The 15,231-nt window shown below is 47.9% G+C and carries 11 protein-coding genes and 1 pseudogene; 4 read left to right on the top strand and 8 right to left on the bottom strand.

Annotation, left to right across the window (positions count from 1 at the left end; genetic code table 11):
- Positions 1-281 precede the first annotated feature (281 nt).
- From katG to MJO57_RS06740, 3 genes are all read right to left on the bottom strand, one after another.
- Positions 282-2,447: a catalase/peroxidase HPI gene (gene katG, locus MJO57_RS06750; RefSeq protein WP_252023936.1), complete on the bottom strand. Its 2,166-nt coding sequence runs from the start codon at positions 2,445-2,447 to the stop codon at positions 282-284.
- A gap of 99 nt (positions 2,448-2,546) precedes the next feature.
- Positions 2,547-3,551 (bottom strand): aspartoacylase, encoded by a 1,005-nt coding sequence (locus MJO57_RS06745; RefSeq protein ID WP_252023934.1) that lies wholly within the window; start codon positions 3,549-3,551, stop codon positions 2,547-2,549.
- A gap of 313 nt (positions 3,552-3,864) precedes the next feature.
- Positions 3,865-4,707 (bottom strand): polysaccharide deacetylase family protein, encoded by an 843-nt coding sequence (locus MJO57_RS06740; protein WP_252023933.1) that lies wholly within the window; start codon positions 4,705-4,707, stop codon positions 3,865-3,867.
- Between the two features lie 74 nt (positions 4,708-4,781).
- Here MJO57_RS06740 and MJO57_RS06735 point away from each other — a divergent pair, with 74 nt between their 5' ends.
- A complete protein-coding gene (locus tag MJO57_RS06735) occupies positions 4,782-6,296 on the top strand; it encodes an IS66 family transposase (protein WP_252017330.1) in 1,515 nt (504 codons plus the stop codon).
- Here the strand turns inward: MJO57_RS06735 and MJO57_RS06730 are convergent.
- Positions 6,263-7,648 (bottom strand): IS66 family transposase, encoded by a 1,386-nt coding sequence (locus MJO57_RS06730; RefSeq protein WP_252019953.1) that lies wholly within the window; start codon positions 7,646-7,648, stop codon positions 6,263-6,265. The two genes, MJO57_RS06735 and MJO57_RS06730, sit on opposite strands and share 34 nt — an antisense overlap.
- 74 nt (positions 7,649-7,722) lie before the next feature.
- Here MJO57_RS06730 and MJO57_RS06725 point away from each other — a divergent pair, with 74 nt between their 5' ends.
- Positions 7,723-7,956 (top strand): hypothetical protein, encoded by a 234-nt coding sequence (locus tag MJO57_RS06725; RefSeq protein WP_252023931.1) that lies wholly within the window; start codon positions 7,723-7,725, stop codon positions 7,954-7,956.
- Positions 7,957-7,958: 2 nt separating this feature from the next.
- On the opposite strand, the pseudogene MJO57_RS06720 reads toward MJO57_RS06725, so the two are convergent.
- Positions 7,959-9,016, bottom strand: a pseudogene (locus tag MJO57_RS06720) (transposase).
- A gap of 689 nt (positions 9,017-9,705) precedes the next feature.
- Entirely contained in the window at positions 9,706-10,440 is a 735-nt protein-coding gene (locus tag MJO57_RS06715) for an IS1595 family transposase (RefSeq protein ID WP_256493322.1), read from the bottom strand.
- Between the two features lie 112 nt (positions 10,441-10,552).
- On the opposite strand from MJO57_RS06715, the gene MJO57_RS06710 reads away from it, so the two are divergent.
- Positions 10,553-11,914 (top strand): ISNCY family transposase, encoded by a 1,362-nt coding sequence (locus MJO57_RS06710; protein WP_252017318.1) that lies wholly within the window; start codon positions 10,553-10,555, stop codon positions 11,912-11,914.
- Between the two features lie 233 nt (positions 11,915-12,147).
- Here MJO57_RS06710 and tesB read toward each other — a convergent pair whose 3' ends face one another.
- The gene (tesB, locus tag MJO57_RS06705; RefSeq protein WP_371924866.1) at positions 12,148-13,011 is read right to left on the bottom strand and encodes an acyl-CoA thioesterase II; all 864 of its coding nucleotides are present in this window, start codon (positions 13,009-13,011) and stop codon (positions 12,148-12,150) included.
- Between the two features lie 197 nt (positions 13,012-13,208).
- Here tesB and MJO57_RS06700 point away from each other — a divergent pair, with 197 nt between their 5' ends.
- Entirely contained in the window at positions 13,209-14,096 is an 888-nt protein-coding gene (locus tag MJO57_RS06700) for a transposase (RefSeq protein WP_252023927.1), read from the top strand.
- Here MJO57_RS06700 and MJO57_RS06695 read toward each other — a convergent pair.
- Complete coding sequence (locus MJO57_RS06695) at positions 14,063-15,145, bottom strand: IS66 family transposase (protein WP_252019955.1); 1,083 nt, start codon at positions 15,143-15,145, stop codon at positions 14,063-14,065. The two genes, MJO57_RS06700 and MJO57_RS06695, sit on opposite strands and share 34 nt — an antisense overlap.
- Between the last annotated feature and the right edge of the window lie 86 nt (positions 15,146-15,231).

Genomic DNA, 15,231 nt, shown 5'->3' with positions numbered 1-15,231 from the left:
TAATGCTTCAGGTCTTCAAGGTCTGTAGTATCCCCGGGCTTTGCAGACGGGAAATATGTCTGCGCTTTAAGGTTATGGGGAGCATAATCTATTTGGCCAGTAACTCTATCATGACCAGGAACAGCAGAAAAAAGAAAATTAGCGCCTGTTGATGTTCTGTCGTTGTTATGTGGTTGTTCTGCAGTGTTCCCGGAGATAACAAGAGGCAATATTCAGGCAATACATAAAAAACACGCCGCAATAATGCGGCGTGTTTATTGGGTTATGGCCGTGTGCTTCGATTAAGCCAGGTCAAAGCGATCAGCATTCATTACTTTGGTCCAGGCAGCAACAAAGTCACGCACGAATTTTTCCTTATTATCGTCCTGGGCATACACTTCGGCGTAGGCGCGCAGAATTGAGTTGGAACCAAAGACCAGGTCAACACGGGTAGCGGTCCACTTCACGGTATCGGTCTTGCGGTCCCGGATCTCATAAAGACCATCAGCGGCCGGTTTCCATGCGTAGTTCATGTCCACCAGGTTCACGAAGAAGTCGGTGGTTAACTGACCTTCGCGATCGGTGAAGACGCCGTGTTTAGTGCCACCATGGTTAGTGCCCAGTACACGCATACCACCGATCAGAGCCGTCATTTCGTGGGCGGTAAGTCCCATTAATTGAGCCCGGTCCAGCAGCATCTCTTCCGCTGCGACGACGTAATCTCGCTTCAGCCAGTTGCGGAAGCCATCGTGCAGAGGCTCAAGCACTTCGAAGGATTTGACATCGGTCTGCTCCAGCGTCGCATCGCCACGGCCCGGGGCGAAAGGTACCTTAACGTCAAAACCTGCGGCCTTGATGGAGGCTTCCAAACCAACATTACCGGCCAGCACAATCACGTCTGCCACGCTGGCGCCGGTTTCAGCCGCAATCGGTTCCAGTACTGAGAGAACTTTTTCCAGACGCTGGGGCTCATTGCCTTCCCAATCCTTCTGGAAATCCAGACGAATACGGGCACCGTTGGCACCACCGCGCTTATCGGAGCCACGGAAAGTACGGGCGCTGTCCCAGGCCGTAGTGATCATGTCACTGTTGCTCAGGCCGCTGGCGGCAATTCTGGCTTTGACCGCATCTACATCGTAATCGGTCTTGCCTGTGGGAACCGGGTCTTGCCAGATCAGGGCTTCCTGTGGTGCATCCGGACCGATGTAGCGGGCTTGTGGTCCCATATCCCGGTGGGTCAGCTTGAACCAGGCACGGGCAAATACTTCGGAGAAGTAGGTGTGGTCGTCACGGAAGTGTTCAGAAATCTTGCGATATTCCGGGTCTACCTTCAGCGCCATGTCCGCATCGGTCATGATGGGGTTATAGCGGATGGATGGGTCTTCCACATCCACAGGTTTGTCTTCTTCGGCAATGTTAATGGGCTCATATTGCCAGGCGCCGGCCGGACTCTTCTTCAGTTCCCAGTCGTATTTGAACAGCAGGTGGAAATAGCCGTTATCCCACTGGGTCGGGTTGGTGGTCCAGGCGCCTTCAATACCGGAAGTCACCGCATTGCGGCCAATGCCACGGCTGGTTTTGTTGAGCCAGCCAAGGCCCTGGTCTTCCAGTTCCGCACCTTCCGGCGCTTCGCCCAGTAACTCGGCTTTACCGTTACCATGACATTTACCCACGGTGTGGCCGCCAGCGGCGAGGGCTACGGTTTCTTCGTCGTTCATCGCCATACGCTCGAAGGTAACGCGCATGTCGTGGGCGGTTTTCAGCGGGTCAGGATTGCCATCCACACCTTCCGGGTTGACGTAAATCAGACCCATCATTACTGCGGCCAATGGGTTTTCCAGGTCGCGCATACCGGAGTAGCGACTACCCTCTTCAGTGCTTGGCTTCAGCCACTCTTTTTCAGAGCCCCAATAGGTGTCTTTTTCCGGGTGCCAGATATCTTCCCGACCGAATGCGAAGCCAAAGGTTTTCAGTCCCATGGATTCATAAGCGACAGTGCCTGCATAAGCCAGCAGGTCAGCCCAGCTCAGTTTGTTGCCGTACTTTTTCTTGATCGGCCACAATAGACGACGGGCTTTGTCCAGGTTGGCGTTATCGGGCCAGGAGTTCAATGGTGCAAAGCGCAGGTTACCGGTACCGGCACCACCACGACCATCGGCAATACGATAGGTACCGGCGGCGTGCCAGGACATACGCACCATCAGGCCACCGTAGTGTCCCCAGTCGGCAGGCCACCACTCCTGGGAGTTGGTCATCAGGTCTTTAAGGTCCTGTTTCAGGCCGGCAAAGTCGAGCGTTTTCACCGCTTCCCGATAGTCAAATTCCGAAGCCATCGGGTCGGTTTTTTTATCATGCTGGTGCAGAATGTCGAGATTCAGGGTTTTTGGCCACCAGTCAACATTTGACTTGCCGCTCTCTGTGAGCGCACCGTGCATAACAGGACATTTGCCAGAGTGAGGTTTATTCATTGTTTAATTCTTCTTGTGGATTAAATCGGAATCATTATCAGTTGTCTCGTTTGCTTTCGTTTTGATTTGCGTCAATATTTTTCCGTTTCCATTAGTGGATTACGAAGTCTTTTCACTGGTATTTAGGTATGTGTGCGGATTTGTTGTTGGTCGCCAGTCTGCTGCCAAGTGATCAGCAATCTGCGTTGAGCCGGAGGTGGGGGGGTACTTGAGGGAGACTGCTACTTTATCGGTGATGATGAAGGCGGTATCTTCAAGGTAATAAGCTGCCTCATTGATAAATACCGGGTAGCCCCGTTCGCCCGCATATTGGATTTCAACGCCCTGAAAGGTCATAAATACAGGGTGGCTGGCTTCCAGCAGGCGATAGTCACGATCCTGAAGATCTCTGTGAACCATTGCTGTCAGCTCTCCCTCAGCATCTCTGGGATAAGGTGCTTTCTCCCTGGGTTTGAATACCGTCACTTCACCAGGCAGTTTGGGTTCCTCGCGGGTTTTACTGAGGGTCAGGAACTTCACGGCCAGTGCTACTACTTTCTCTGTGGCTTCAAAAAGGTCATGACGAATAACCGCATTGGGTAAGGGGCCAACCTCAATGACAATACCAAAACGGGAAATGCTGCTTAACGACCGGTGTTGGAGATCTTGAGCATTGTCCTTGTCGCTGAGAAGAATTCGGGCTTCGGGGATATTTTTCTGAACATAAGCTGCTGTGCGAAGGTTTAACGGCTCATTGTTCCTGACGATCAGGGTAATGCCCATATTGGCGGTTGTACTATGGAGATCAATAATGAAATGTTGATCCGGCTCATTCTGCGAAAAATGTCTGGCAATTTCTCGTGCCCGCTGACACTCGTACGGTTTTTGAGTCCCGGTGAGAATATGGGGAGAAAATGAGCGGTTAAGATCCTGATCAATAAACCTTCTTGCCTGGCAAAAGGCCTCCGGATTGGCAAGAAGTGTTGCCACTTCTATGGCATTGTTCTGATAAATGCCCAGTTTCTCTACCTTGGCTATGAAGTAGGGACCAATGTATTCATTACCGTGAGTTCCACCGATAATGGTTACTTTTTCAATGATCTGATTCTTGTCACCTTTCATCATAAACCTCAACGGCAGCTCATATCTGTTTTGTTTCTTGCCTCACTGTATTTGCCATCGTGTATAGCTGATTAACAGCAGTGTTTTACCTGAGTGTTTTACCCGCTCTTTACCAGACGTTAATCGCTATTGTTGGGAGAAAAATTCTCGCTGAGACTAGTTAATCCTTGGGGATTTCGCCAGTTTTACTGTCTTGATAACGCCGTTTTAAGTAACTGGCGCAAGCGTTTATGAATCATAAAAAACAAGCAGCCTGCAGTGCCTGCAGGTTGCCTGTTTGAGCATCTCAAAATAAGCCACTGACCATTTGGCTTTTTTAATCCAGTGCTTTACCGTCATCGGTCAATCTGAGCCATGCATGGGAATACCAGTAGTAATGTTGGCCATTGTTGGATGGAGCAGTACAGTTATAGCGTGTTCGGCCCACTGGTAATGGTTTATTGGCTTGTATCCTGAGACGAGTCATCTCCTCATTTAGCCAGGTTACCTTCAGTTCACCCTGGCCGGAGGCATAGCACCTGAGCTGCTTTTTCTGGTAATCCCCTTCGGCCAGGGTCAGCTCCAGTTCGGGCTTAAGGTTATCCCGAGTGATCAGTGATGAGTCCGGGCTTTGGCTAGTCACTGGCAGGGCTTTGCTATTGACTTTAATGGCAAAGTCATTCACCCCATACCTACCCGCCATGGGAAAACGGGGCAGGCGGGTGAAGTCAGAATAGTCACTGGCAGCTCCGGACTGCTGACCAAAGCCTACATAACCCATTTCGTCCAGTTTTGCCCTGAGTTCCGGGGTGGTTTCGCCAAAAGTCCAGGCAAACATCTTAACACTGTGACCGGTTTTTTCCTGGATTCTGGCTTCGGTCGTTTCCAGATCCTCGCTGAACCGGGAAAGCCACTGTGTTTTGGTTTCCCCTGGCAATCTTTCTACGCTGTGGGCGTGGTTCATGGTGTGGTTGGCCAGGGTGGCACCTGCTTCAGTCATTTCCAGCAGTTGCTCCCAGCTGAGGAACTTCTGATAGTTTTTATCCACCGGTGTTGGCGTCACAAAAATAGTAAATGGAAAACCCTGCTCCCTGAGTATTGGAAATGCATTGGTATAGATGCTCAGATAGGCATCGTCAAACGTGATGGCAACCGTTCTTTCCGGGTAACTGTTCAGCACCCCCACATAAATCTGGAATTTTCTGATTTTTATACCATCCTCTTAAGCACCATTTTTCCACAATATTCGCCAGCATGATTCCAGAACTACCCGCAACTATGTCGGCTGAGATTCTCTTGAAAGAGAATGCAGAGCTGCGGATGAGAGTTGCCTGTCTGGAAGAGCGATGTCGAGAATTGGAAGAAAAGGTTGGCAAGAACAGTCAAAACAGCAGCAAGCCGCCATCGTCTGATGGTTATCAAAAACCTTGTAAAAACAGTAATTCTCCAGATCATTCTGACGACCTTTCCGCAGATAAAGGTACCGATCCATCGGATGAAAAACCCAATCCTAAAAGTCTGAGACAGTCTTCTGGTAATAAAGCCGGTGGAAAGAAAGGGCATCAGGGCACTTGTCTTAAACAGGTCGATATCCCTGACTATATTGAGTACCTTCCGGTTAAAGAATGCAATAAATGTCAGGCGTCTCTTCTTGATAGTGAGCCGGTCAAATATATTGAACGACAGGTGTTTGAACCAGGGAGACCGGGTGAATTTGAAGTAACGGCCCATAGAGCTGAAGTAAAAATCTGCACTTGTGGTTGTCGGAATCAGGCTGAATTCCCGGAAGGTGTTACCGCTGCCGCACAATATGGCTCAGCCACACAGGCTATGGCCGTCTATCTTAACCAATACCATTTCCTGCCTTTTAAGCGCGTGTCAGAGTATTTTAATACTCTCTATAAAATGAGTGTAAGTGCAGGCACTGTCGCCAATTTTGTGGCCAGAACCTATGAAAATCTGGCTTCTACTGAAGAGGTTATTCGTGACGCCTTGCGGGAATCGTCTGTTGCCGGAGCCGATGAAACGGGTATGCGGGCCGAGGGCTCTTTGCACTGGCTACACGTTATGCGGGATGAACAATGGACGCTCTACTACTTGTCTGAAAAGCGAGGTCGTGAGGCCATGGACACGATGGGCATACTGCTAACATTTGCAGGCGTTCTGGTTCATGATCATTGGAAATCCTATTTTGCATATGCGGCAACTCACGTACTTTGCAATGCCCATCACCTGAGGGAGCTTTTGGGTGTTGTTGATAGGGACAGCAATCAACTGGCGTTGCGATTGATGAAGCTACTGAGGCTTTCCTGGCATTACTGCAAGGGCTTTAAGACCATAGGTATGCTACAGATGCCAAGTGTTGTCTGTGAACGAATCGAGAAGATTTATGACCGGTTGCTTCAGCGGGCTCTAATGAAAGAAGTCGTCTATATGGAGAAGCAACGAGAGGAGCTTAAGCGCAAGAAAGTCAAGAATACTAAAGCTTACAATCTCTTCAAACGACTCACTGAGTTCAAGGCTGAGACACTGCGCTTCATGTCAGATTTTACCATTCCCTTCGATAACAATGGCAGTGAGCGGGATGTTCGAATGGCCAAGTTAAAGCAGAAAATCTCAGGCTGCTTCAGGAGTGCAGACGGTGGTTCTATGTTTGCACGGATTCGCAGCTATTTGTCGTCTGCCAGAAAACAGGGAATGGACATATATCAATCACTTCATAGAGCTGTTCGGAATTACTGTAATATGCCTTTGCTCAGTGCTGAATAGTTACACTTGGCCATTCGAACATCCCGCTCACTGCCATTGTTATCGAAGGGAATGGTAAAATCTGACATGAAGCGCAGTGTCTTAGCCTTGAACTCAGTGAGTCGTTTGAAGAGATTGTAAGCTTTAGTATTCTTGACTTTCTTGCGCTTAAGCTCCTCTCGTTGCTTCTCCATATAGACGACTTCTTTCATTAGAGCCCGCTGAAGCAACCGGTCATAAATCTTCTCGATTCGTTCACAGACAACACTTGGCATCTGTAGCATACCTATGGTCTTAAAGCCCTTGCAGTAATGCCAGGAAAGCCTCAGTAGCTTCATCAATCGCAACGCCAGTTGATTGCTGTCCCTATCAACAACACCCAAAAGCTCCCTCAGGTGATGGGCATTGCAAAGTACGTGAGTTGCCGCATATGCAAAATAGGATTTCCAATGATCATGAACCAGAACGCCTGCAAATGTTAGCAGTATGCCCATCGTGTCCATGGCCTCACGACCTCGCTTTTCAGACAAGTAGTAGAGCGTCCATTGTTCATCCCGCATAACGTGTAGCCAGTGCAAAGAGCCCTCGGCCCGCATACCCGTTTCATCGGCTCCGGCAACAGACGATTCCCGCAAGGCGTCACGAATAACCTCTTCAGTAGAAGCCAGATTTTCATAGGTTCTGGCCACAAAATTGGCGACAGTGCCTGCACTTACACTCATTTTATAGAGAGTATTAAAATACTCTGACACGCGCTTAAAAGGCAGGAAATGGTATTGGTTAAGATAGACGGCCATAGCCTGTGTGGCTGAGCCATATTGTGCGGCAGCGGTAACACCTTCCGGGAATTCAGCCTGATTCCGACAACCACAAGTGCAGATTTTTACTTCAGCTCTATGGGCCGTTACTTCAAATTCACCCGGTCTCCCTGGTTCAAACACCTGTCGTTCAATATATTTGACCGGCTCACTATCAAGAAGAGACGCCTGACATTTATTGCATTCTTTAACCGGAAGGTACTCAATATAGTCAGGGATATCGACCTGTTTAAGACAAGTGCCCTGATGCCCTTTCTTTCCACCGGCTTTATTACCAGAAGACTGTCTCAGACTTTTAGGATTGGGTTTTTCATCCGATGGATCGGTACCTTTATCTGCGGAAAGGTCGTCAGAATGATCTGGAGAATTACTGTTTTTACAAGGTTTTTGATAACCATCAGACGATGGCGGCTTGCTGCTGTTTTGACTGTTCTTGCCAACCTTTTCTTCCAATTCTCGACATCGCTCTTCCAGACAGGCAACTCTCATCCGCAGCTCTGCATTCTCTTTCAAGAGAATCTCAGCCGACATAGTTGCGGGTAGTTCTGGAATCATGCTGGCGAATATTGTGGAAAAATGGTGCTTAAGAGGATGGTATAAAAATCAGAAAATTCCAGATTTATGTGGGGGTGCTGAACAGTTACCTTTCCGGTAAGGCTTCTTTATTGCGAAGCGCCTTAACCACATCGACCAACGGCATCACATTGAACTTATTCTCAGCAAGAAAGTTGATGTGGTTCTCAAATGTCTCAGGGGTGACGCTGGTTATTCCCGGGGTTTCATTACTGACGTGGTGGTATTGCAGTATGACGGCAGAACTGGATGCCTGGCTTAAAACCGGGATTATAGAAAATAGTAACTGAAGTTACGCAGCTAACAGCTCTCTCAGCTGCCCCAACGAAGCTTTCAGCCCTGCCATATAGATTTTGGCTCTGAGCTGAAAGTGATTCAGATTTACTTTCAATGACAATACTTCCAACCTGAAGGCTGAGTAAATTGAAAGAAAGATATGATTACTCTGTGTTCTCACAGTATGCGCCGGTGACTTGGCCATTGACGCATTCGATTTCAGCGTTTTATGGAAGACCTCGACTTTCCACCGTTTCTCGTAGATTGCCTTGAGAGTCTCGGCATCACAGTCAAGATCGCTGCAAACCAGATAGAGAATGCCTGTGCTTCCGTCTTTGTTTTTAAAGACCTGACGGTATAGCAGAACAGGGAAATCGACACCTGCTATCCACCCTTGTACAGGCTTATCTTCTGAAAAATCAACAGTATCTATACGCTGTGAACGGCCTTGTAATTTGTCGTCCAGACTGAGGGATACCTTGCGGTTTGACTTCATCGCCATCAGGAAATGTTTATTACAGTCGTGTCGAATAAACATCATATTGTCGTTGAGCAAAACCAGCTATCTGCAAGGACATAGCGGAACATAAGCTGGTTATGGCAGCAAATCATCAGCATCTCCCGCATCATTTCATTTTTGGTTTGCTCTGCATATCGTCTTACCTTTTTTGTCTTCAAGTCGGTGTACAGGATGGTTTTCTCGATCAATTTATAGGCGACAGGAATCGACGCATCTCCGGCATGGTAGTGTGCATTGAGCAGATTTATACCTTTCACGGTGCGATTTTTTGTATGATCAAAATGCCAGGTGTTCAGGGCATTCTCTTTGCTGAACTGCTTTTCCTGAATCGTATCGTCAAAGATCAAAACCCCATCACTGCACTCAACCTGTCGCACGACGGGTTTAACGTAAAGCCATAAGTCACGACTGGTAAACTCATTGTTTGAAAGCAATCGGGTGAATTGGTCATGACTGTAGACATTATCCAAAAGCTCTGACACTCCCGTTGCAGTGGTCTTCCCAGACGACGACAACAGGTAGTCAGAATAAAGTTCTATGAGATCATTTTTCATGCCACCAATAATGGCTGATTTTCAGCAAGGTGCGTAACTTGAGATAGTAAAAAAACGCAGGGTATGTATTGCCTCAATTTAACGACAACGGGCTTAAACAGAAAAGAAAAGCTCACAGTATTTCCTTATGATGGTTTTTTCCCCTGGCTGGATTAAATCCATTGGTTGCATCAGGGAGATATTTACAGTGGTCTTATGACAGCCGAACGTAATGATCTGCTTCAGATTAATGGGGTTTTGCGGGAATTTTAACCTTCCGGGTAAGAGATTTACTATCGTGCCAATTACCACTGTCCACTGCTCAGCCCGCCATATACCTGTTTGCATCCCTGATGGTGAGCCCCCCCGGGAAAAGAACCCACCGATCAGCAAGGGCAGGGACTGATTGGTGGTCTTGAAGCCTGCCGGACTGGTAAAAGTTTACCTGATTACCACTGATCGTACGTCATGACACAGGGAAAGATAATTTAAGAATATACGTGCAGCTTTTCATTCTTTATGTCTATAACCCGGTAAAGAAATAATAGAACCTCTCCAGTATTACCGGTGGAGCAGGCATCATGACGGCTTGTTCTCCAGATTATCAACTAAATTCGGTTTCATAACCGCTCCGAACAAGCAAAGACCCACATCATCATTCGAAATAATGATATTAATACGTCAACTGACTTTCAATTATCGGTTGATGGCTAACCCGGTTTCCACTGGACGTCTGGCAGTTTGAGAAGTCGATCCGGCATCGGTGCTGTATTGACTGCAGCCCGACCTAGCCTTGAGATCATTGAAGGCATATCAAAACGCCGGTTAAACCGATAGTTGAACTCTGATAGATAACGGCCCAGATGCTTGGGGTCGAGCTTATGGTAAGTACCGGTAATCGCTGTTTTCACGTTTCCCAGCATGGTATTTACCCAGGTGAACAACTCATTCTCCATGGATGCATGCCCACCACCGGTAATGATGGCTGTGTGCTGGCATCCGGCATCTTCAATACCCCGGAAACAGGACAAGCCATCGCTGACGGCCCGGACACCCTTTTTCAGGGCATGTTCTGCCCACTCCTGAATGGTTTTTCGCCGGAAGTTATCAACGGCATTGAACTTCATGTAGATAGGGTGGTTATCAGCATCTGTCTGAACTGCGGCCACGAAGGGGGCTTTGTTCTCTGAGCCTCTGCCCCGGCGGCCTCCGTGGCGCTCTCCGCCCCAATAGGCGTCATCAATCTGAACAAAACCACTCAACTGCCAGCTGTTATCTCTTTCCATCATGACCTGCATGAGTTTGTGTTTCATGCGCAATGCGGCATTGTAGGAAATGCCAAGTTGTCGATGAAGCGTCAGGCAAGAAATCCCCGCTTTATTCTGGGTGACGAGATAGATACCCAGAAACCAGGTAGCTAGTTCTCGTCCAAAAACACAACCAATTGAAAACTGTAGATTTTATCCTGAAAAATTAAGTGGAGCCCTACTGCTATCTGGCGACTAAACTTCCCAAGAGCAAGAAACATAAGGGATTGCCAAAAACAGAGGACTCCAAATGCGCAAAAAACGCAACCCGCAGTGTAGTATGGAACTCCATTACGTACCTCATGAAATCTGCTCCCAGCTTTCCGGTATCTCGCAATGGCTTGACGCCCATCCACAGTTCAATGACTGGATTTATGAGGACTTAAGTTCTGGTGATAAACAGAACACTGGGCGGAACGGACTATCAGCAGAATCCGTTCTTCGTGCGGCACTCCTGAAACAGTATTTGAATTGTGATTATGACTACTTGTCGTTTGTTTTGATGGACTCCATGCTCTTTCGAGACTTTTGTCGCCTCGAACCAAACCAGCGCCCCAGTCGCTCCAGTTTGCATGGGCTCATCAGCCTTCTTACTGCATCTACATGGGAACGGATTAATAACTGTCAGCTAATGACCGCTAAAGATCAGGGTATTGAAAAAGGGCGCACTGTGGCTATTGACAGCACAGTCACCGAATCGGATATCAAACCTCCTTGCGACAGTGATCTTTTAGCCAGTTCCGTTAAAGAAATTTGTCGGCTGCTGGAACGGGGACAAACACTGACAGCGACACCGCTTTATGAATATACCCATCACAACCGAGCCGTAAAAGATGCGGCCAGAAAATGCATCTACGCTGGCAAAGAAGAGCGGCATCAGCATTATAAAAAACTGCTGCAGTTGACCCGAAAATCCCGGAAGGTACTTATCGAAGCTACTGTCACGCTAGCAAACGCCCGTCAGCAGGGGCAGTGTCTCCTGGCTGATGATGCCGACAAGTGGCAGGCCGATGTGGATCACCTGTTACCCCTGGTGGATGCAATAGTCTCCCAGACAGAGCGCAGGGTCTTTAAGGGTGAAAAGGTGCCAGCCCAGGAAAAAGTGGTTAGCCTGTATGAACCCCATACGGATATCATCGTAAAAGACAGGCGGCAAGTACAGTATGGCCATAAACTGAACCTGGTTCAGGGAAAAAGTCGATTGATCCTGGACCTGGTTATTGAGGAAGGTAACCCAGCGGATTCGGACCAATTCATTCCGATGATGGAAAGACAAAAAGAAATTTATGGTCGTGTACCTCGCCAGACAAGCGGTGACGGCGGATACGCGTGTCGCGCTAATTTGGAAAAAGCCAAGGCCATGGGAATCAGCGATGTAGCTTTTAATAAGAAGCGCGGACTTGAAGTCGAAGAGATGACTAAAAGTCAGTATGTGTATAAAACGCTCTTTCGCTTCCGGGCAGGTATTGAAGCGGGAATTTCGTGGCTAAAGAGATGTTTTGGGCTATCACGTTGCCACTGCAAGGGTTCTGAGCGTTTTGATTCTCATTGCTGGTTATCGGTGGTCTGTTACAACCTGGTGATTCTGGCCAGACACCCGGCACCATCCTGATAGCCACCTCCACGCTACATGAAAGTACCTTTCCAGCATGGTGGGAGGATGTTTTCTGCCTGCTTTTCGCGTTTTTCTCCAATATCCGTCCCAGATTAGAGAAAAAAAGGGAAGAGTTTTTGCGGCTCTCTGGAATTTCAGGAAATATCAAAACGAACGTACAATCTAATTATGATTGCCTGATGCGTTTTTGGACGAGAACTAGTTAGCTTGTTCTGCTTTTAGACCTCGGTTTAAGTTCTGACCGGCCTCACAAGCCCCTCCTGGATCGTAGACGCCACCAATACTCCAGCCTGATTGAATACCTGACCTCTGACCAGCGCTCTGGCACTGCTGGCAGTGGTACTTTCAACACAATGCAGTAACCATTCATCCATCCTGAATGGTCGGTGGAACCACATGGCGTGGTCCAGGCTGGCTATTTGGATGGGTTTCTGGAAAGTAGCAGCTCCATGGGGATAAAGGCAGGTGGTTAAGAACTGAAAATCTGAGGCATAGGCCAGAAGGTATTTTTGAAGTCCCGGATTGTCAGGTAGTTTGCCATTGGCTCTTATCCATATTTTATGGTTTGGAGCCCTGGTTTTATCTGCCAGTGGATCAACGGGGTCGGCAAAGCGAATCTCAATGGGAGTATCGCTGAGTAGCCGTTGTTGCAGAGGCTTGGGAATTAAGTCACTGTGCCTTTGAATCAGGGTTTTCTCGCTCAGCGCCTCATATGGAGGAATTACCTTTGGCATCGAGTCCTGATGTTCAAAACCACTTTCGTTTAACTGAAAGGAAGCGGACAGGTTGAAAATGGGCTGGCCATTTTGCACAGCGACTACCCGGCGGGTATTGAAGCTTCTGCCATCACGAATGCAGTCAACAGTGTAAACAATCGGCTTGCTGCTATCACCCTCGCGCAGAAAATAACTATGAAAGGAGTGAATATGACGTTCAGGGTCTACCGTCTGCCTTGCTGCAGACAGAGCCTGCCCTAACACCTGGCCACCGAACACCCGACCCCAGCCAAGATCCTGACTCTGGCCCCGGAAGATATTGTTTTCAATCGGTTCCAGTTTCAGAAGGTTAATCAGTTCTTCCAGTACATCACTCATCCTGTAACTCCCTGATTGCATGCCGATTTGGCAATGGCTGTACGTTGCACGCTGCACATTATGATGTTGGTGCATAAAAGTGTTGGTGCATTGTTCAATACACTTATTGTAACTGTTCAGCACCCCCACATAAATCTGGAATTTTCTGATTTTTATACCATCCTCTTAAGCACCATTTTTCCACAATATTCGCCAGCATGATTCCAGAACTACCCGCAACTATGTCGGCTGAGATTCTCTTGAAAGAGAATGCAGAGCTGCGGATGAGAGTTGCCTGTCTGGAAGAGCGATGTCGAGAATTGGAAGAAAAGGTTGGCAAGAACAGTCAAAACAGCAGCAAGCCGCCATCGTCTGATGGTTATCAAAAACCTTGTAAAAACAGTAATTCTCCAGATCATTCTGACGACCTTTCCGCAGATAAAGGTACCGATCCATCGGATGAAAAACCCAATCCTAAAAGTCTGAGACAGTCTTCTGGTAATAAAGCCGGTGGAAAGAAAGGGCATCAGGGCACTTGTCTTAAACAGGTCGATATCCCTGACTATATTGAGTACCTTCCGGTTAAAGAATGCAATAAATGTCAGGCGTCTCTTCTTGATAGTGAGCCGGTCAAATATATTGAACGACAGGTGTTTGAACCAGGGAGACCGGGTGAATTTGAAGTAACGGCCCATAGAGCTGAAGTAAAAATCTGCACTTGTGGTTGTCGGAATCAGGCTGAATTCCCGGAAGGTGTTACCGCTGCCGCACAATATGGCTCAGCCACACAGGCTATGGCCGTCTATCTTAACCAATACCATTTCCTGCCTTTTAAGCGCGTGTCAGAGTATTTTAATACTCTCTATAAAATGAGTGTAAGTGCAGGCACTGTCGCCAATTTTGTGGCCAGAACCTATGAAAATCTGGCTTCTACTGAAGAGGTTATTCGTGACGCCTTGCGGGAATCGTCTGTTGCCGGAGCCGATGAAACGGGTATGCGGGCCGAGGGCTCTTTGCACTGGCTACACGTTATGCGGGATGAACAATGGACGCTCTACTACTTGTCTGGTAACTATTCAGCACTGAGCAAAGGCATATTACAGTAATTCCGAACAGCTCTATGAAGTGATTGATATATGTCCATTCCCTGTTTTCTGGCAGACGACAAATAGCTGCGAATCCGTGCAAACATAGAACCACCGTCTGCACTCCTGAAGCAGCCTGAGATTTTCTGCTTTAACTTGGCCATTCGAACATCCCGCTCACTGCCATTGTTATCGAAGGGAATGGTAAAATCTGACATGAAGCGCAGTGTCTCAGCCTTGAACTCAGTGAGTCGTTTGAAGAGATTGTAAGCTTTAGTATTCTTGACTTTCTTGCGCTTAAGCTCCTCTCGTTGCTTCTCCATATAGACGACTTCTTTCATTAGAGCCCGCTGAAGCAACCGGTCATAAATCTTCTCGATTCGTTCACAGACAACACTTGGCATCTGTAGCATACCTATGGTCTTAAAGCCCTTGCAGTAATGCCAGGAAAGCCTCAGTAGCTTCATCAATCGCAACGCCAGTTGATTGCTGTCCCTATCAACAACACCCAAAAGCTCCCTCAGGTGATGGGCATTGCAAAGTACGTGAGTTGCCGCATATGCAAAATAGGATTTCCAATGATCATGAACCAGAACGCCTGCAAATGTTAGCAGTATGCCCATCGTGTCCATGGCCTCACGACCTCGCTTTTCAGACAAGTAGTAGAGCGTCCATTGTTCATCCCGCATAACGTGTAGCCAGTGCAAAGAGCCCTCGGCCCGCATACCCGTTTCATCGGCTCCGGCAACAGACGATTCCCGCAAGGCGTCACGAATAACCTCTTCAGTAGAAGCCAGATTTTCATAGGTTCTGGCCACAAAATTGGCGACAGTGCCTGCACTTACACTCATTTTATAGAGAGTATTAAAATACTCTGACACGCGCTTAAAAGGCAGGAAATGGTATTGGTTAAGATAGACGGCCATAGCCTGTGTGGCTGAGCCATATTGTGCGGCAGCGGTAACACCTTCCGGGAATTCAGCCTGATTCCGACAACCACAAGTGCAGATTTTTACTTCAGCTCTATGGGCCGTTACTTCAAATTCACCCGGTCTCCCTGGTTCAAACACCTGTCGTTCAATATATTTGACCGGCTCACTATCAAGAACTCGACTTTAGAGTTTTAAGAGCACAATAGTTCCGGCGCATAATCTGC

It is taken from the genome of Endozoicomonas sp. SCSIO W0465, assembly GCF_023716865.1.
In the GTDB taxonomy this organism is placed as follows: domain Bacteria; phylum Pseudomonadota; class Gammaproteobacteria; order Pseudomonadales; family Endozoicomonadaceae; genus Endozoicomonas.
This window is presented reverse-complemented; position numbering and strand designations above follow the sequence as displayed.